This is a genomic window from Streptomyces sp. NPDC001502, from assembly GCF_042894785.1.
Classification (GTDB): domain Bacteria; phylum Actinomycetota; class Actinomycetes; order Streptomycetales; family Streptomycetaceae; genus Streptomyces; species Streptomyces kutzneri.
The window spans coordinates 441,809-459,367 of record NZ_JBIAVW010000005.1 but is presented as its reverse complement, the minus strand read 5'-3'; the positions used below and the strand labels follow the sequence as shown (position 1 = coordinate 459,367).

Here is a 17,559-nt window from a genome sequence, read left to right as displayed (position 1 = left end):
GGATCACGCCCCGGGGTACGCCCTCGGTCGAACTCACGACGGACTGCCTCCTTCGCACCGCCGCTCCGTGCCGTCGGGGTGACGGCACCCCGGCGGGTCCGGCGTCACCCAATCACCGCATCCGGCGCGCGGCGCCTTGCCGCGATCCGTGTTGCGCCACCCGGTGCAGGATCTTCGCCCGGTCGGCGGTGTCCGCTGCGGTGTCCCGGCCGTGGTGTCCCGGCTCGGGTCAGCCCATCCGTTCCAGGAGGTGGTCGCCGACCCGCAGGGCGTTCGCGATGGCCGTCAGCGACGGGTTCACCGCGCCGATGCTCGGGAAGAAGCTCGTGTCGACCACGTACAGGTTGTCCAGTTCGTGCGCCTTGCAGTTGAGGTCCAGGGCGGACGACGCCGGGTCGGTGCCGAACCGTACGGTGCCGGCCTGGTGCGCGGTCGCACCGATGGGCATGCCCTTGTGCAGGTAGAGGCTGTGGTCCAGCAGGTGGTGTTCGTGCATGCCCAGGTGCCCCAGCATGCTCTGGAGCTTGTGCCGCAGCCGCCCCAGCCCGGCCGTGTTGTGGGACTCGTCGAGCGCGAGGTGGATGCGGCCGTCGCCGTCCAGAGTGACGCGGTTGTCGGGCAGCGGCAGATCCTCACCGCACAGCCAGAAGTCCACCGCGTGGTGGGCCATGACCTCGAACGGCATGTCCGGGGTCACCGCGCCGGCCCAGCGCGGGGCCTCGCCGTGGATCTGCTCGGCGTCCGACTTGCCCAGCATCTGGATCCCGCCGAGGGGGTAGTCCCAGTCGTCCGCGCCCAGGTACCAGTCGTGCAGGGCGAGGGTCTTCTGGAACTGCGTGTCGTTCGGCTCCCGCGAGATGGCCATCAGGGCCAGGTTGTTGTGGCGCATGTAGAACCGCCCGACCACGTCCGAACCGTTCGCCAGTCCCCGCGGATGCCGGTCGTTCGCCGAAGCGAGCAGCAGCGCCGCCGAGTTGACCGCGCCGCAGGCCACGACCACCAGGTCGGCGGAGAACCGGGCCTCCTCGCCGCCGTCGAGGCGGGCGACGACCGAGCTGACCGTACGTCCCGTCGGATCGGTCTCCAGCCGCAGCACGTGCGCGTGGGTGACCAGCTCGACGCCCGGGTGTTGCAGCGCCGGCTCCACGCAGATCACCTGGGCGTCGGACTTGCCGCGCACCAGGCAGGGGAAGCCGTCGACCCGGTTGCAGCGGATGCAGACGCTGGACGGGGTCGCCCGGCCGGTCGCGTCCTGGTCCAGATCGACCCCGATGGGCAGGTGGAAGGGGTGCAGCCCCTGCATCTCCAGATCGTCGCTCAACTGCTGGATCCGCGGCTCGTGTTCCACCGGCGGGTGGGCGTACTGGGCACTCGCCGGACCCTCCGTGGGGTCCTCGCCGTGCCGGCCGTGCACCCGGTAGAGGTGCTCCGCCTGGGTGTAGAACGGCTCCAGGTCCTCGTAACCGACCGGCCAGGCGGGCGAGATGCCGTCGTGGTGGCGCAGCTCCCCGAAGTCCTCCGGGCGCAGCCGGAACAGCGCCGCGCCGTAGAACTTGGTGTTGCCGCCGACGTAGTAGTTGACCTCGGGAGGGAACTCGCGGCCGTGCCGGTCGAACCAGAACTCGGGCGCGCGGTACTTCCCCTTGACGAACACCGCCGTGGAATCCCAGTTGTCGCGTTCGCGGGGGAGGTAGCCGCCGCGTTCGAGGATCAGCACCCGCTTCCCGGACGGCGCGAGCCGGTGGGCGAGCGTGCCGCCGCCCGCACCTGTTCCGATGACGATGACGTCGTAGTGCGGAGCGTCGTTCAACCGGATCACCGTCCTCGGCTTGCGGTGCCGCCGCCCCGGCGGGCCTGTCGCGGCAGGGTCCCCCTACGAACGTATACGCCCCTCGCCGGTGCGGCACCCGGGGATGCGCGCGGCCGGGAATGCCGGGGCCGGAGCCCTCAGGCACCGGCGGCGCGTGTCACAGGACGGCGATCGGGTTCACCGGGGAGCCGGTGGCCCCCGGCAGCCGCAGCGGTGCCACCGTGCACAGGAACCGCCAGCGCCCGAGCCCCGCGCACGCGTCGGCCAGTTCGTCCAGGTCCAGGTAGTCCATCAGGTGCATGCCCAGGGCGTGCAGGGCCAGGACGTGCACGGGGAAGGAGACGCCGGGCACCGGGCTCGGGGCCGTGTCGTTGTTGCCGTCCGAGCCGAGGACGGCGACCTGCCGCTCGGCCAGCAGCCCCATGCACGCCGGATGCAGGCCCGCCCGGGCGTGCGCCGCGTCCCAGGCGCCGGTCTCCCGGCGCCGGCGGCGGTGGCCGACCCGTACGAGCAGCAGGTCGCCCGGCCCGATCCGGACGCCCTGGGCCTCCTCGGCCGCCGTGAGGTCGTCGGCGGTCACGAAGTCTCCGGGCTCCAGCCAGGAGACCCCGCGCAGCTGCGGTACGTCCAGCAGGACCCCGGGGCCGACGATCCCGTCGCGCACCAGGTCGAGGGTGATCCCGCGGGCGCCGCCCGCCGTCAGACGGCTCTCCGGGAGGCCGCCGTGGAGCTCGCCGTCGAACACGACGTGACACAGGGCGTCGAGATGGCTGTGGGCGTCCCCGTGCACGTTCATGGCGAACCGGTCCAGGGCGAAGTGCACCCCCGGGGTTCCGGCCTCCGGCGCGGTCGGCGCCGTCAGGCGGTAGACGGCGGGCTGCGGATCGTCCGGCCCCGGCTGTGTCTCGATGGGGGTGGCCAGCGACACGGTGCGCCCGAGGCGCACCTCGGCCGCGGCCGCGGCCACGCGCTCCGGGGTCAGGTGGGCGAGGGTGCCGCGCCGGTGCTCCGGACCGGCGGGTGCCCGCCGGCACAGCTCGGCGTGGAGGGAGCGGAAGGCCGCCTCCGACATGAAAGGAGGAACCGCCCGGTCGGGGGTCGGGTCGTCGTCCGTCACGCGGGTCCTCCCGGTCTGCCCAAGGCCCCGCCTCCACTGTCCGCCGCCGCGGCGTCCCGTGCATCCCGGCGGCCGCGTCGCCCGCCCGACCGCGGCGCGCATCCTCAGGAGCGGTGTCCGGCGACCGACCGGTGTGCGACGGGGAAGTCGAAGTACGTGTCGGGGAACAGCTCCGGCTTGTGCGTGAAGTGCCACCACTCCTCGGGCAGGTTGACGAATCCCTCCGCCGTCAGCGCCGACCTCAGCAGGTCCCGGTTCGCGCGCTGTGCGCCCTGGACGCGCGGGTCGTCGGTGTGCGACAGCGTGTCGAAGCAGTCGAAGCCCGTGCCCATGTCCACGGAGTTGTCCGGATACCGCTCCGCCCGGGGCGCGTAGCAGGGCACCGACTCCTGCCCCGGCCGCGGTCGGGGCGCCGGCAGCGCCGGCAGCCGCACCAGCGTCACGTCCATGGTGCTGCCCCGGCTGTGTCCCGACTTCTTCGCGATGTAGCCGTCCTCGAACAGCCGGGACTTGTCGACCCGCGGATAGAACTCCGCCTTCCGCCGCTCGTCGCCGAGGTCCTCGGCCCACCGTACGAAGTGGTCGACGGCCCGCTGCGGCCGGTAGCAGTCGTACACCTTGAGCGAGTAGCCCTGGCGCAGCAGGCGCACCTGGGCCCGGTGCAGGGCCTCGGCGGCCGGGCGGGTCAGGATGCAGAGGGGCTGGCGGTAGCCGTCGACCGGCTCGCCGACGAAGTTGTGCGCACGCACGTACCGCATGTCCTGCAGGATCGTCGGGTCGACCGAGCTCAGTGCCACGAACGCGCCCGGAGCCTTCGCCTCGGACGGCGGTGCGCTCGCCCCGGCGGTGGCGGCCCCGGCCATCGTGAGAGCGGCGGCGGCCGTCACGGTCACGGTCATGGCGAGACGTGCCCTCATCGGCGCCCATAACGTGGAAATGGTCATCCAACCCTCCGTCGGCTGTGCTGTGGGGACGTGATCGGGCACCATGCTGCCCGACGCCGGGGCCCGTCCCGTCCGGATCCGGCCGAACCCACCCGAACTGCGACCACCGTGCGGCGGACCTACGCTGATCAGGTGACCCGGTCGCGCCGGAGGGGCGGTGATGGCTGCCGCCGCCGTACCGGATGCGGCCCGAGGAAGGTGATGCCCGATGTCCGCACCCAGGGCAGTCGCGGCCCGCTGCGCGACCGCCGGAGCCGCCTGCCTGCTGGTCTTCGCGGGCGGGGGCACGGCCGTCGCCGATGACAACGGCATCGCCGACGAGAGTGCCCAGGCCATCGCACAGGCCTCGCGCGAGGCCATGTCCGAGGTCACCTCCATGCACATGGTGGGCAAGGTGACCGACACCTCGGGCACCACCACGCTCGACCTGCGGTTCGACGAGCAGGGCGACTGCGTCGGCACCGTCACACCCCCCGGCAACGCCGGCAAGGCCGACATCGTCAAACGCGGCGACGACGTCTGGATGAAACTCGACGACGCCCTGCTCAAAGCCCAGGTGCCGGGTCCCGCGGCCGACGACGCGATCGCGCTCATCAACGGCCGCTACCTGCACGGGACTACGGACAGTCCCCTGCTGAGCGATTTCGCGCAGGTCTGCGATCTGGACTTCTTCAAGAAGGAGTTCTCCTCGAAGCCGCCGAGCGAACAGCTGGTCAAGGGCTCCCGGACCACGGTCGACGGCCAGCCCGCCATCACGGTCACCAGCAAGCGCGACGGCCGGACGGGCACCTACCAGGTCGCCACCGAGGACGAGCCGTATCTCCTGCAGGTGCGGGGCACCGACGAGTCCGGCCGGCGCGTGGACGCCTCCTTCTCCGACTTCGACAAGCCCGTCACGCCCCGGCCCCCGGCGCCGGCCGACTCGGTCGACCTGTCCGAGCTCCAGTAGCGGACCGGAAGGCACCAGCGCCCGCCCCGGGAGCGTTCCGGGGTGACGCGCGGGTCAGCGCAGCTGCCGGCGGACCAGGCCGTGGAAGAGGCCGGCCGTGTCGGCGAGCAGTTCGGCGGGCGGGCCCTGCTGAACGATCCGGCCGTCCGCCATGACGATCACGCGGTCGGCGTCCATGACCGTGGAGAGCCGGTGGGCGATCACGAGGCGGGTGGCGCGCAGGGCGCGGGTGGATTCGGTGACCACACGCTGGGCCTCGTTGTCCAGCGCGCTGGTGGCCTCGTCGAGGAACAGGATGCGCGGCTTGCGGATGAGGGCCTGGGCGATCATCAGCCGCTGGCGCTGACCGCCCGAGACGGTTCCGCCGCCGTCGGACAGGATGGTGTGCATGCCCATCGGCATGGCCTCGATGTCCGCCGCCAGGCCCGCCATGGCGGCGGCCTCCCAGGCCTCCTCCGTCGAGAACGTCCCGGTGCCGCGGATGCAGTCGAGGATCGAGCCGGTCAGGGGCTGGGCGTGCTGCAGCACGACGCCGCACTGGCGGCGTACGGCCGCCCGGTCGAGCGCCGCCAGGTCCTGACCGTCGTAGAGCACACTGCCCGAGACGGGCCTGTCGAATCCGATGAGCAGCCGCAGCAGGGTCGACTTGCCGCAGCCACTGGCCCCGACGACCGCGACGAACTCGCCGGGTCCGATCCGGAGGCTGACGTCGTCGAGGACGAGCGGGACGTCGTCGGCGTAACGGTAGGACAGGTTCCTGGCCTCGACGGCACCGGTCAGCTCTCCCGGGCGGGTACTGGAACGGTCCACCTCGGGGATCTCCCGCAGGAGCGGCCTGATCTGCTCGAACATCGGCAGGACCGCGGCGGCCGAGACGAGCGCGCCGGTCACCTGCGTGACCGACGACAGCAGCATCGTCAGCGCGGTGCTGAAGGTGAGGAACTCACTCGCGGACATGGCGCCGCGTGCCGGACCGGCCAGCAGCACGAACATCACCAGCGTGCACAGCGGCAGGTAGACGGCGCCGAGGACCGTGCTGACGTTCTGGGTCCGGCCGATGCGCTGCTGCAGGTCGCGGGTACGGGCGAACTCCCGTGCCCAGGCGGCGTACGCGAAGCTCTCGGCCGCGGCGACGCGGAGCTTGGGCAGGCCCCGCAGGGTCTGGAAGGCCTGGTTGCCCAGCCGGTGGCCGAGCGTGTTCAGCCGGCGCTCGTACCGCAGCTGCCACAGCCCCAGGCCCAGGAAGACCACCGCGATGACGGCCAGCATGCCCAGCGCCGCCATCGCCAGCGGCACGCTGTGGACGAGCAGCAGGACGAAGCTCACCACGCCGACCGCGCCCGCCTGTACGCAGACCGGGCCGATGCCGGACAGCACGCGGCGCATCGCGCTGATGCCCATCGCCGCGCCGGCCAGCTCGCCCGTGGAGCGACCGGCGAAGAACGTGGCCGGCAGCCGCAGCAGCCGGTCCCACACGGCCGGCTGCAAGGTGGCCTCGATACGGCCCTCCATGCGCAGGAGGGAGGTGTTCTGCAGCAGCATGAAGACGGCCGCGACCACGGCGGTCGCGACCAGCGCCAGCCCGGTCTGCACGATGAGGCCGGTCTCGCCCTGCGGGACGTACCGGCCGAGGACCTGGCCGGTGGCGACCGGCACCAACGCCCCCAGCACCACCGCGACCAGTCCGCCCGCCATCAGGCTGCGCAGCTCGGGGAGGGTGCCGCGCAGGCTGAACCGGAGCAGTGCGGGCAGGCCCACCCGACCCTCGGGCAGGGGGCGGTACAGCATGACGGCGCGCGGTTCGAAGGCGGCCTGGTTGGCTCTCCTGACGCGCTCGCGCCTGCCGGTGGCGGGTTCGACCGCCTCGTAGCCACCGCGCCGCCACAGCAGGGCGACCGGCGTGCCGTCCTTCTCGCGCCGGCCCACCAACGGCCCGCTGTTCTCCCGCCACCAGCGCCCGCCGAGGCCGACCACGCGGGTGCGGATCCGCGAGGCGAGCGCGATGCCTTCGACGGGGTCCAGCTGCTCGGACGTGGTGCCTGCCCCGCCCGGTGCGGACAGGGCGATACCGGCCGCGCCGGCGACGACGCGGCACGCCGCGAAGGTCGCGTCGGCGTCCGCGCTCCGGTGCCGATCGCGGCCGCCGGCGCGGACGATGGACGCCAGCAGCGTCCGGTCCGCCTGGGTACGGGCTGCCCGGCCCGCCTGGATCCCGGCGGCCGTGCGGTCCTCGTGGGCGCGCTCCAGCTGTTCGATCCAGCCGTCCAGGGCGTACAGCAGCCGGTACTGCTGGTCGACCATGCCCTGCCACATCGCGGCGTCGACGAGGAGGGTGCCGACCGGCTCCGTCTCGTACACGGCGCCGTACCGCACACTGCCGGGGGCGATCCGCATCCACAGGATGTCGTCGTCGGCTCCGCCGTGCCCGGTGGTGGCGGCGTCCAGCGGCGCCTCGCAGAGCACGCGCAGACCGCGGCCGATGCCGCGCGCGAAGGCGTCCTCCAGCGGGCTCGGCCCTCCCGCGGCAGCGGCGCCGTACGGCTCCTCACCGGTGTACTGGGGGTACTGCGGGTCCTGCGGGAACGGCGCGTACTCCGAGCGGTACAGCTCCCGCAGCCCGATACGCCGCAGCCGGCACCCGGGCAGGGGCCGGCCGACCAGGGTGTGGTCGGGGCCCTCGGCGGGCCCGAGCAGCAGCGTGCCCGGCTCCAGCCGGCCCAGGAAGTGCCACTGCCCGCCCTGCACGGCGGCCACCGCGAACAGGTCCAGCTCGCCCTCGACGACCAGCCACAGGACGAGCGGACCTTCCAGGGACAGGCTGCGCAGTCCCGTGCAGTCCACCGGCGAGCCCAGCGCGCCCAGGGCCGCGACGACCGGGTCCGGAGCTCCGGCCGGCGTACCGGTGGCGGCAGCAGCTGTGGCATGGTCGGCGTACGTCACCTCAGTGCTCCTTGACCAGTGCGGCGTACGGGCCCTGCGCGCCGGCCAGGTGTTCGTGGCGCCCGCGTTCCACGACCGTGCCCCGGTCGAGCACGACGATCTCGTCGCTGTCGCGCACCGTGCTCAGCCGGTGGGCGATGACCACACAGGCACAGCCACGGCGGCGCAGGTTGTCGATGATGATCTGCTCGGTCACCGCGTCCAGGGCGCTGGTCACTTCGTCGAGCACCATGACGCTGGGGCGGCGCACCAGCGCCCGTGCGATCTCCAGGCGCTGGCGCTGGCCGCCCGAGAAGTTGCGGCCGTCCTGCTCGACGCGGCTGTGGATGCCACCGGGGCGGCGGGCCACCACGTCGTGCACGGCGGCGTCCTGGAGGGCGGCGACGACGGCCTCGTCCGCGATGGAGGGGTCCCACAGCGTGACGTTGTCGCGGACGGTGCCTTCGAAGAGGAAGACGTCCTGGTCGACGAAGGAGACGGAAGCGGCCAGCGCGCCGCGCGGGATGTCCTCCAGCCGCATCCCGTCGATGCGGATGGCCCCGGCCCAGGGGGCGTGGAGGCCGGAGACCAGCCGGGAGACGGTGGACTTGCCGCTGCCGGAGGCTCCGACGAGCGCGACCTGCTGTCCCGGTCCGACCGTCAGCGAGAAGTCCTTGAGCAGCGGGGCGTCCAGCGGGTTGTAGCCGAAGGTGATGCCGTCCAGCTCCACATGCCCCTTGAGACGCCGGGTGGAGGCCGCGGGCTCGCGCCGTGAGTAGACCCGGTCGACCGGAAAGTTCTCGACGTCGCCCAGGCGGGCGACGTCGGCCGCGAAGTCCTGGATCCGGCCGGCGACGCCGCCCAGCCGGGAGATCGGCGCGGTGAAGCTGGTCACCAGGGCCTGGAAGGCGACGAGCAGGCCCACCGTGAGGTGGCCCTCCACCGCCCGCAGGCCGCCGATCGTCAGGATCAGCGCACTGTTGAACGCCGCGAGCGTGGGCGCGACGATCGCCAGCCACGCGCCGGGCACGCCGAGCCGCTGCTGCACGTCGAGGGTGACGGCGTGCTGTCCGGCCCAGCGGCGGAAGAAGCCGTTCTCGCCGCCCGTCGCCTTCATCGTCTCGATGAGCTGCAGACCGCCGTACGCGGTGTTGGTCAGCCGGGCGCTCTCGGCGCGCAGCTTGCGGGTACCGGTGGCCCTCAGCCGGATCGCGATCCGCAGGGCGACCACGTTGAGCAGCGCCACGGCCACGCCGACGAGGGTGAGCTGCGGATCGTACGTCCACAGCAGCACCGCGTAGAGCACGACCACCACGGCGTCCACTCCCGCGGCGGACAGGTCCCGGGCGAGGGTTTCGGCGACCGCGTCGTTCGACTGCAGGCGCTGGACCAGGTCGGCCGGGTTGCGCTGGGAGTAGAAGGTGACCGGAAGCCTGAGCAGGTGCCGGAAGAAGCGGGCACTGCTCAGGGTCGAGGAGATGATGCGCCCGCGCAGCAGGTTGGCCTGCAGCAGCGCGGTGAGGGTCGCGGTGAGGACGAGGGCGACGGCCATCGAGGCGAACAGCACACCGAGCAGGGAGGTCTGTTCGCCGATGAGGAACATGTCGATGTACGTACGGCTGAGGGCCGGCACCGCCGCGCCGACGGCGACCAGGAGGAGGCTGGCGACCACGGCGGCGGCCATGGTGCCCGAGGTGCCCCGCAGGCGGGCCGGCACGGCCCCCAGGACACCCGGTCCGCGGCCACCGCGGCGGAACCCGTCGCCCGGCTCGAAGGTGAGGACGACCCCGGTGAAGCTGGTGTCGAACTCGTCCATGGGGACGAACCGGCGGCCCTTGGCGGGGTCGTTGACGTACACGCCCGTGCGGCCGGGCCGCCGGGCCGTGCCCTCGTAGACGACGTAGTGGTTGAACTCCCAGAAGAGGACGGCCGGGGCGCTCACTTCGGCGAGCGCGGCCAGGTCCATCTGCATGCCCTTGGCCGTCAGCCCGTACCCACGGGCGGCCTTGAGGAGGCTGCTGGCGCGGGAACCGTCGCGGGAGACACCGCACGCGATGCGCAGTTCTTCGAGCGGGACGAAGCGGCCGTGGTGGCCGAGGACCATGGCCAGGGCGGCGGCGCCGCACTCCACCGCCTCCATCTGCAGCACGGTGCGAGTGCGTACGGGGCGGGGCGTCCTGCCCCTCGGTACGCGCGCGGGTGCGGGTGCGGGTGCGGGCCTGCGGCGAGAGCCGCCCTTCGGCTCGGGGCGGTGGCGCCGGCGCCCGGCGGGAGGGAGGTGCGGCGCGGTCACGGCAGCAGCCAGTCGACCGGGCGCTGCGCGGCGAGGTGGACGGCTCCGGTGACCGGCGTCCTCGAATCGACGGCGTACGGGGGCCCGTCCGCGGAGGACCACCGGTAGCCGGACGGGGTGGAGGAGGAGCGTTCGAGCCGTACGACCACGGCCACCGGGCTGCCGTGACGGGAGAACTGTTCGGCGAGCCCGCTGTCGCCGAGGAAGCCGCCGATCTGTGCCTGCGTCTGGGGCGCACGGCCGACCGCCGTGACGCGCCCGCGCAGCATGCCGAACCGCTGCTGCGGGACGGACTGGACGCTCAGGTCGACCGGGGCGCCCACGGCGATCGCCGAACCGCTGCCGCCCGGTACGTACAGCACGGCCACCAGCGGGTCCTCCGGATCCTTCGCACGTTCCACGGTGGCCACGTCCGCACCCGTGGCGATGACCGAACCCACCTTGGCCACCAGTGTCGTCAAGCGGCCGCCGGTCACCACGCGCACGGGCCGTTCCCCCTGCTCCGTACGGACGTTGAGCAGGGGCGCACCGGCGGCCAGCAGCTGGCCCTCCTCGGCGAGGACCCCGGTCACCTGTCCCGCGACCGGCGTCTGCAGCACGTAACTGCCCTCGGCCCGGGTGAGGATGCCCGGTGCGCTCAGCTTGGACGACACGGTGCCGGTGAAGGCCCAGTAGGCCGCGGCCGCCATGACGGCGACGGTGACGGCCAGGACCAGTCGCCCCTGCGGGCGGGCGAAGCGAACGGGCAGGTCCAATTCCTCGGGCGATTGCAGCTTGGAAAGAGCCTTTTGGCGAAACTGCACGAACTGTTCCCTCAGCTGCATTCGTATCGTCGGGAGGACATGCGGGCGGAGATACGGGCGGCCGTGAACCCCGGAGCCGTGGGGGATGATCCGGGGTTCACGGGGTGTTTCCGATCAGAGACCGGCGCGACCGGAGTTCACCGAAACACCGGTGATGCCCGTGACGAGACCGGGGACGTGGGACACGATGCCCGTCGCGGCCTGGACGGTGTGGAGGGAGCCCACGACGCCCACGACATTGCTGACATCGCTGGTCACGGCGCCGCCCAGGCCACCGGACACGCTGATGATGCCGCCGGACACGGCGTCCAGCTCGGTGTCGTCGATCTCGCGGGTCTCCAGGTCGTTACGCATGGCGCGCACCTTTCATTGGGGGGAGGAATTCATCGCCGCGCGGTCGGCGGAACGAAACTCGTCCGCCGTTCCTGACTGCTGCGATGCGCTCGATGAAAGCACGCGAACGCACCCTCCACCCAATCCCGTTGACTTCCCGTCACGGGCGGGCGGTCACCTCTGCCGACGGACGTGCAGCTTGATTCACCGAATGGAGGCGACTTCTTCACAGGAACGAGTAACAGAAAGGGACGGTGCGCTGCCAGCATGGAACAGAACGGGACGAATCGCCACTGAAGGGGCGGGATATACCATGACAAATTGCCCTGCGGGGGAGGTCCGCTGTCGAGATCGCGGACGCCGTGTGCAGGTTTCCCGAGGGTGCACCTGGTAACGGGCCGCTCACACCCGGTCGCCGGGCGCCCATGGGCCGGACTGCCCATGGGCGCAGGATGCCGCGCCCATGGGTGCGGGGTGCCGCGGCCCGGCGCCCCGTGCGGCTGGAACCGCTACTGCCAGTCGTCCCAGGGCGGCGGAGCCATCTCGTCCAGGTCGAAGGGCGGCTCGTCGTCGTCCGGCGCCGCCGCCGCGGGCCGTGCCGCGGGCGGTGCCTCCGGGTGGGCCGGGGCGGCGGACCCGGCCGCCGGTGCGGACGCGGCGGCCGAGGCCGTGGCGCCGCACTCCGCCAGGGTGTCGAGGACACCCTCGGCGTACTTGGCGAGCTTCGCCTCGCCGACGCCGCCGATGGTGCCCAGCTCCTGCGTCGAGGCGGGCAGCCGGGTCGCGATCTCCCGCAGCGTCGCGTCGTGGAAGACGACGTACGCCGGTACGCCCTGCTCCCGAGCCGTCTCGGCCCGCCAGGCGCGCAGGGCCAGGAAGACCGGCTCCGCCGCGGCCGGCAGGTCGACCGGCACGCGGGCGCCCTTCCCCGAGCGCGAACCGGACTCCTTGCGGGCGGGTCCGGCGGGCGCCTTCTCCTTGCGCATCGGGACGCTGCGGCGTCCGCCCAGCACCTCGCCGCTGTCGTCCGTGAGCACCAGCGTCCCGTACTCGCCCTCCACCGCCAGCAGCCGCTGCGCCAGCAGCTGGCGTACGACCCCCCGCCACTCCGCGGTGCCGAGGTCCGCCCCGACGCCGAACACCGAGAGCGCGTCGTGGTCGAACTGGATGACCTTGGCCGTCTTCTTGCCCTGGAGGATGTCGATGACCTGACCGGCGCCGAACTTCTGCCGCCGTTCGTTCGCCAGCCGCCACACGGTCGACAGCAGCTTCTGCGAGGCGACCGTCGCGTCCCAGGACTCGGCCGGCGTCAGACACGTGTCGCAGTTGCCGCACGGCGTGCCCGCCTGGCCGAAGTACTCCAGCAGCCGCACCCGGCGGCAGTCGACCGTCTCGCACAGCGCCAGCATGGCGTCCAGGTGCATGCCCAGTGAGCGGCGGTGCGTCTCGTCGCCGTCGGAACCGTCGATGAGCTTGCGCTGCTGCACCACGTCCTGCAGGCCGTACGCCAGCCACGCCGTGGCCGGCTCGCCGTCGCGGCCCGCCCTGCCGGTCTCCTGGTAGTAGCCCTCGACCGACTTCGGCAGGTCGAGGTGCGCCACGAACCGCACGTCCGGCTTGTCGATGCCCATGCCGAAGGCGATCGTGGCCACCACCACGACCCCGTCCTCCCGCAGGAACCGCGCCTGGTTCGCCGCGCGCGTCCGGGCGTCCATGCCGGCGTGGTACGCGACGGCGTCGATGCCCTGCTCCACCAGGAAGGCCGCGGTCTTCTCCACGGAGGCCCGCGAGAGGCAGTAGACGACTCCGGCGTCACCGGCGTGCTCGCTGCGGATCAGCTCCAGCACCTGCTTGAGCGGGTTGTTCTTCGGGGCGATCCGGTACTGGATGTTCGGCCGGTCGAAGCTGGCGACGAAGTGCCGGGCCTCCTCCAGGCCGAGCCGCGCCACGATCTCGGCGTGGGTGGCCGCGGTGGCCGTCGCGGTCAGCGCGATCCGGGGCACCTTCGGCCAGCGTTCGTGCAGCGTCGACAGCGCGAGGTAGTCGGGCCGGAAGTCGTGACCCCACTGGGCGACGCAGTGCGCCTCGTCGATCGCGAAGAGCGAGACCGTCCCGCGGTCGAGCAGCCGCTGGGTGCTCTCGGTGCGCAGGCGCTCGGGGGCCAGGTAGAGCAGGTCCAGCTCGCCGCCGAGGAACGCCTGCTCGACGGCCTGCCGCTCGTACGGGTCCTGCGTCGAGTTGAGGAATCCGGCCCGCACCCCGAGGGCGGTCAGCGCGTTCACCTGGTCCTGCATCAGCGCGATGAGCGGCGAGATGACGACGCCCGTGCCTTCTCTGACCAGCGCCGGGATCTGGTAGCAGAGCGACTTGCCGCCGCCGGTCGGCATCAGCACGAGGGCGTCGCCGCCGCCGACGACCTGCTCGATGATCTCCTGCTGCTCACCGCGGAAGGAGCTGTAGCCGAACACGCGGTGCAGTACCTGCAGAGCGTCGGAGGTCTCGGAGGTCTCGGCGGTGTCGGGGGAAGCGTCGGGGAGTGCCATCCATGAAGCCTATCGACACCCACCGACACCGGATCCCGTCCGCCCGGACCCGGGAAAGGGGAGGCCTCGCCCGGCGGCGCCGAGTAGCCTCCCGGGATGGCGAAGACGATCAAGATGCTGAGTCCGGAAGCCGGGCGGACCGACACCGCGGGCCTGCGCGCGTTCGACGCGGACGCCCTCGCGAGGTGCGCGGCCGACGCGGCCCAGCCGTGGTGGCGCCGCCAGGCCTGCGCGGAGGCACTGGCCGGACGGGTGCCGGAGCGGCGCGTGCCCAAGTTGATCGCCTGCGTCCAGGGCACCGGTGACGTGAGCCATGTGCGCATCGCGCTGCTGGACCTGCTCGCGGACCGCCCCGAGCTGCTGCCCTGGCTGCGGCACGAGGACCGGCAGCAGGACGGCGCGTACGGCATGGCCGAAGCGGTCCTGGGGGCCCGCGGCGCGCTCGGCGACCTCACGGCGGCGGGCGCCCTGACGACAGTCGCCTTCAGCCCGTGGCGTCACCGGCGGGAGACCGGCGAGGCGGGGCTGGACGCCCTGGCCGCACGGTACGGGTTCGAGGCGGTCCTGGCCGAACTCGACGGGGCCCGGCCCGAGGACCGCTCCACCGCCATCCGCCTGCGCCACCACGCCGGCGAGGACGTCACCGATGCGCTCGCCGACCCCGACCGGGCGGTCGCGTACCGCGCCCAGGAGTTCCTGACCGACCCCGAACGGCTGCGCGGCTACCTCGCCGGGGCGCCGGCCGAGGAGGCGAAGCTGTGGGCCGTGTACGCGCTGCACCGGCTGACCGACGACGTCGCCGAGACCCGGAGGCTGTACGAGGAGCTGGGGCGGCCCCGCGTCGAGGTGGCCGGCCTGGACGAGGAACTGCGCGCGGCGATCGTCCACGAGTACGGTCAGTGGGCCGAGGAGCGGAGCGATCCGCGGTGGCGGATCGAGGCCGTGTGCACGGAGCCGCCGCCGGCTTCCGACCCGGCCGAGCGGCTGCTGCGGGCCACGGCCGCCCTCACGGCCGCGGGCCTCGCGCCGAAGCCGCCGGTCTCCTGCGGAGAGGACAACGGCTCAGGGGACGGCACGTACCACGTGATCGGCTACGGCACGGACGACAGCACGGTGTTCGTCAGCACGCTCGGCCGGTTCGCCACCGGTGACGACGACGATCCGGACGTGCGCCGAGCCCTCGAATCGGCCGGGTTCCGCTGGATCGACCAGGCCGTCGCCTCGATCGAGGTCACCGGCCTGTGCGTGTACTACTTCGGCAGCCGCGACCCGTTGAAGGCCGACACCTTGCTCTTCTACTGGCAGGACTAGGCCGGTTCCTGCCGGTCATCGTGCCGACCTGATGAAGACGGCGCGAGATGGGGGCACCCTTGTGGCTCCTGCCTAGGCGACCGTGAGCACGATCTTGCCTTGGATGTGCCCCTGGGCGGCGCGTTCGTGCGCGGCTCGGGCATCCGCGAGCGTGAACGTGCTGTCGATCGCGACGCGGACCGTGCCCGTGTCGAGCAGGCGTCCCAGTTCGGCAAGCTGCGCGGCATCCGAGCGGACCTGGGTGCCCGTGACCGTGACGCCCAGCTTCGCGGTCTCTTCTTCGTCGAATTCGCCGAAGAACACGGGGAACTGGGAGCCTCCGCGCTTGAGCGTGCGCAGGAAGCGCTTGCTGTGGGGGCCACCGACGGCGTCGACGACGAGGTCGACGTCGTGCACGAGTTCCTCGGGACGGTTCCTGGTGTAGTCGATGAACTCGTCGGCGCCGAGCTCACGCAGGAACGCTTCATGCTTGCCCGAGGCCACCGCGATGACACGTGCCCCCTTCCACTTGGCCAGCTGTAGGGCGAAGTGCCCCACGCCGCCCGCGGCGCCGTTGATGAGCACCGTCGTGCCGGTGTCGAGTGGCACCGGGCGATGCCGCGCCGCCTGGAAGGGGGAAGGGTGATCGTGTCCGAGCTCGATCAGGAACTGCCACGCCGTAAGCCCGGCCATCGGTGCCCCGGCAGCGTGCACGTGATCGATGTCGGCCGGCTTGAGTGCGAGGTCCGAAGCAGGCGCGGCGACGTACTCGGCATAGGTGCTGCCGTCGAAGCCCGGGAAGCGAAGGAGGCCGAAGACCTCGTCACCGACGGAGAAGTCGTCCACATCCGCGGCGACGGCCTCGACGACGCCTGACAGGTCCGTTCCCGGAACCACGGGCAAGCTGAACTCCGGTCTCAGCTCAGGAGGCAGGTTGGACATCCCGTCCCGCAGGTACCAGTCCGGGGGGTTGACGCCGACAGCGTGCACACGGACGAGCACCTCACCCGGCCCCACCTCGGGGAGGGGCACCTCTTCGTACCGCAGCACTTCAGGGCCGCCGTGCTCATGGAGCCGGATCGCCCTCATCGTATGTGTCGCCATCGATTCCTCCAGCCCGCGCTGCGGGATAGGCTTAGCGGATCAGTGATCCACATAAACGGACCACTGATCCGAATATATGGACCACTGATCCGTTTAGTCAAGAGGGACAGATGCGCGCCGACGCCAGGAAGAACCGCGACCAGCTGCTCGCAGCAGCGGGCGCCGCCATCACCGAGCAGGGTGTCGACGTGTCGATGCGCGACATCGCGCGCAGGGCCGACGTCGGACTCGCGACGCTGCTGCGTCACTTCCCGACGCGCGAGGCGCTGCTCGATACCCTGCTCCGCACGAGCTTCGGCGAGCTGACCGCCAAGGCGGACACCCTGGAGGCGTCCAGCTCGCCCGGCGACGCTCTCGCTTCGTGGCTACACGACTGCGTTGCGTGGACGACGGAGTATCGGGGCGCGGTCGCGCTGATGGCAGCCGCCATCGAGGACACCGAGTCCGCACTCCACGCTTCGTGCGTCACTCTGCGCGCCGCCGGTGCGCGGCTCCTCACCCGCGCCCAGGACGCAGGCGCGGCGCGGACCGACATGGACGGCGCCGATTTGTTCGCGCTCGTGGCCGCGCTCGCTTGGCTCGGCGATCAGCCCTCGCTCGCTCCCCGCGCCGATCGCCTTTTCGGTGTGGTCGCAGACGCGATCCTGACCGGCACGGCGAGCAGCGATGCCGTCGGGGAGGGCCACTCTCGCGCCCGGGGCTGATCCCGACCGCGGCAGCTCGGTACGGCGGTCGCGTCGCTCCTCGGGAATGCGTCGGAGGTGGCGAGTTCGGACACGCCGACGCGGTGTGACGCCACGTCACCACCGTGCGGGATCCGGCCTCTTCACTGTGTCCCGTGCAGCCCAGGGAAGGCCGGGGTCGACGCCTGGCGCCGGCGACCCGAACGCGGCGCCACGTGCAGGGCGCAGGTGAAGCTGTGCGGCCGGACGCGCCGCACAGCTTCACACACTGTTCAGTCAGCAGTCGTCGCCGTAGCCTCCGCCCCAGTCGTCATCGTCGTCGTACCATCCGTGGTCGTCGTCATGGTCCCAGCCACCACCGGCGACGTAGGTGACAGCGTGGGTGGGCGTTGCCGCGGAGGCGGTGCCTGCGGCGCCGAGGGCAGCGCCACCTGCCATCAGAACGCCGATGGCGGACACCGCGAAGAGACGCTTGATTCTCAGTGCTTGCATGATTCAGCACCCTTCTCGTTGTGTTCCATGCCGCGTAGGTCCTGGCCGGCCGAGCGCCGCTCGAACCCCACCTGCTTCCACTTGTCCGGAGATGCGTCGCACGTGCTGGTCGCACGTCGAACTCCTCGGAGCAACGCAGGAGGAACAGCGGCCAGACCGGTACAGAACGGCCCGCAGAGCAGACCGACATGACCTGGCGTGCAGCGCACGGCCCACATGCCTCACGCACAGATGTCATGAGAGCTTGTCGGCCCATACGCGGAGGTGAGGCTGTAGCCG

The 17,559-nt window shown here is 72.1% G+C and carries 13 protein-coding genes; 3 read left to right on the top strand and 10 right to left on the bottom strand.

Annotated elements, in window-relative coordinates:
• Window positions 1–229: 229 nt before the first annotated feature.
• From ACFY0D_RS11645 to ACFY0D_RS11635, 3 genes are all read right to left on the bottom strand, one after another.
• Window positions 230–1,810 carry a GMC oxidoreductase gene (locus ACFY0D_RS11645; protein WP_390798140.1) on the bottom strand — a complete coding sequence of 527 codons (1,581 nt, stop codon included), beginning with the start codon at window positions 1,808–1,810 and terminating at the stop codon, window positions 230–232.
• A gap of 157 nt (window positions 1,811–1,967) precedes the next feature.
• Complete coding sequence (locus ACFY0D_RS11640) at window positions 1,968–2,882, bottom strand: cyclase family protein (RefSeq protein ID WP_390798183.1); 915 nt, start codon at window positions 2,880–2,882, stop codon at window positions 1,968–1,970.
• Window positions 2,883–3,031: 149 nt separating this feature from the next.
• The gene (locus tag ACFY0D_RS11635) at window positions 3,032–3,871 is read right to left on the bottom strand and encodes a M15 family metallopeptidase (protein WP_390798139.1); all 840 of its coding nucleotides are present in this window, start codon (window positions 3,869–3,871) and stop codon (window positions 3,032–3,034) included.
• A gap of 208 nt (window positions 3,872–4,079) precedes the next feature.
• Here ACFY0D_RS11635 and ACFY0D_RS11630 point away from each other — a divergent pair, with 208 nt between their 5' ends.
• Entirely contained in the window at window positions 4,080–4,820 is a 741-nt protein-coding gene (locus ACFY0D_RS11630) for a hypothetical protein (protein WP_390798138.1), read from the top strand.
• Between the two features lie 54 nt (window positions 4,821–4,874).
• Here the strand turns inward: ACFY0D_RS11630 and ACFY0D_RS11625 are convergent, their stop codons facing one another.
• From ACFY0D_RS11625 to recQ, 5 genes are all read right to left on the bottom strand, one after another.
• On the bottom strand, window positions 4,875–7,760 hold the full coding sequence (locus ACFY0D_RS11625; RefSeq protein ID WP_390798137.1) for an NHLP bacteriocin export ABC transporter permease/ATPase subunit: 2,886 nt from the start codon (window positions 7,758–7,760) through the stop codon (window positions 4,875–4,877).
• A gap of 1 nt (window position 7,761) precedes the next feature.
• Window positions 7,762–10,032 carry an NHLP family bacteriocin export ABC transporter peptidase/permease/ATPase subunit gene (locus ACFY0D_RS11620; protein WP_390798136.1) on the bottom strand — a complete coding sequence of 757 codons (2,271 nt, stop codon included), beginning with the start codon at window positions 10,030–10,032 and terminating at the stop codon, window positions 7,762–7,764.
• Entirely contained in the window at window positions 10,029–10,835 is an 807-nt protein-coding gene (locus ACFY0D_RS11615) for a hypothetical protein (RefSeq protein ID WP_390798135.1), read from the bottom strand. Before ACFY0D_RS11615 ends, ACFY0D_RS11620 begins: the two co-directional genes overlap by 4 nt.
• Before the next feature lie 114 nt (window positions 10,836–10,949).
• Window positions 10,950–11,189 (bottom strand): hypothetical protein, encoded by a 240-nt coding sequence (locus ACFY0D_RS11610; RefSeq protein ID WP_390798134.1) that lies wholly within the window; start codon window positions 11,187–11,189, stop codon window positions 10,950–10,952.
• Window positions 11,190–11,677: 488 nt separating this feature from the next.
• A complete protein-coding gene (gene recQ / locus ACFY0D_RS11605; RefSeq protein ID WP_390798133.1) occupies window positions 11,678–13,711 on the bottom strand; it encodes a DNA helicase RecQ in 2,034 nt (677 codons plus the stop codon).
• Between the two features lie 96 nt (window positions 13,712–13,807).
• Between recQ and ACFY0D_RS11600 the strand changes: the two genes are divergently transcribed.
• Window positions 13,808–15,022: a hypothetical protein gene (locus ACFY0D_RS11600; RefSeq protein ID WP_390798132.1), complete on the top strand. Its 1,215-nt coding sequence runs from the start codon at window positions 13,808–13,810 to the stop codon at window positions 15,020–15,022.
• A 72-nt stretch (window positions 15,023–15,094) separates the two neighbouring features.
• On the opposite strand, the gene ACFY0D_RS11595 is transcribed toward ACFY0D_RS11600, so the two are convergent.
• A complete protein-coding gene (locus ACFY0D_RS11595) occupies window positions 15,095–16,105 on the bottom strand; it encodes an NADP-dependent oxidoreductase (protein ID WP_390798131.1) in 1,011 nt (336 codons plus the stop codon).
• A gap of 110 nt (window positions 16,106–16,215) precedes the next feature.
• Here ACFY0D_RS11595 and ACFY0D_RS11590 point away from each other — a divergent pair, with 110 nt between their 5' ends.
• Window positions 16,216–16,809 carry a TetR/AcrR family transcriptional regulator gene (locus ACFY0D_RS11590; protein WP_390798130.1) on the top strand — a complete coding sequence of 198 codons (594 nt, stop codon included), beginning with the start codon at window positions 16,216–16,218 and terminating at the stop codon, window positions 16,807–16,809.
• Window positions 16,810–17,064: 255 nt separating this feature from the next.
• Here the strand turns inward: ACFY0D_RS11590 and ACFY0D_RS11585 are convergent, their stop codons facing one another.
• Entirely contained in the window at window positions 17,065–17,280 is a 216-nt protein-coding gene (locus ACFY0D_RS11585; RefSeq protein WP_390798129.1) for a hypothetical protein, read from the bottom strand.
• Between the last annotated feature and the right edge of the window lie 279 nt (window positions 17,281–17,559).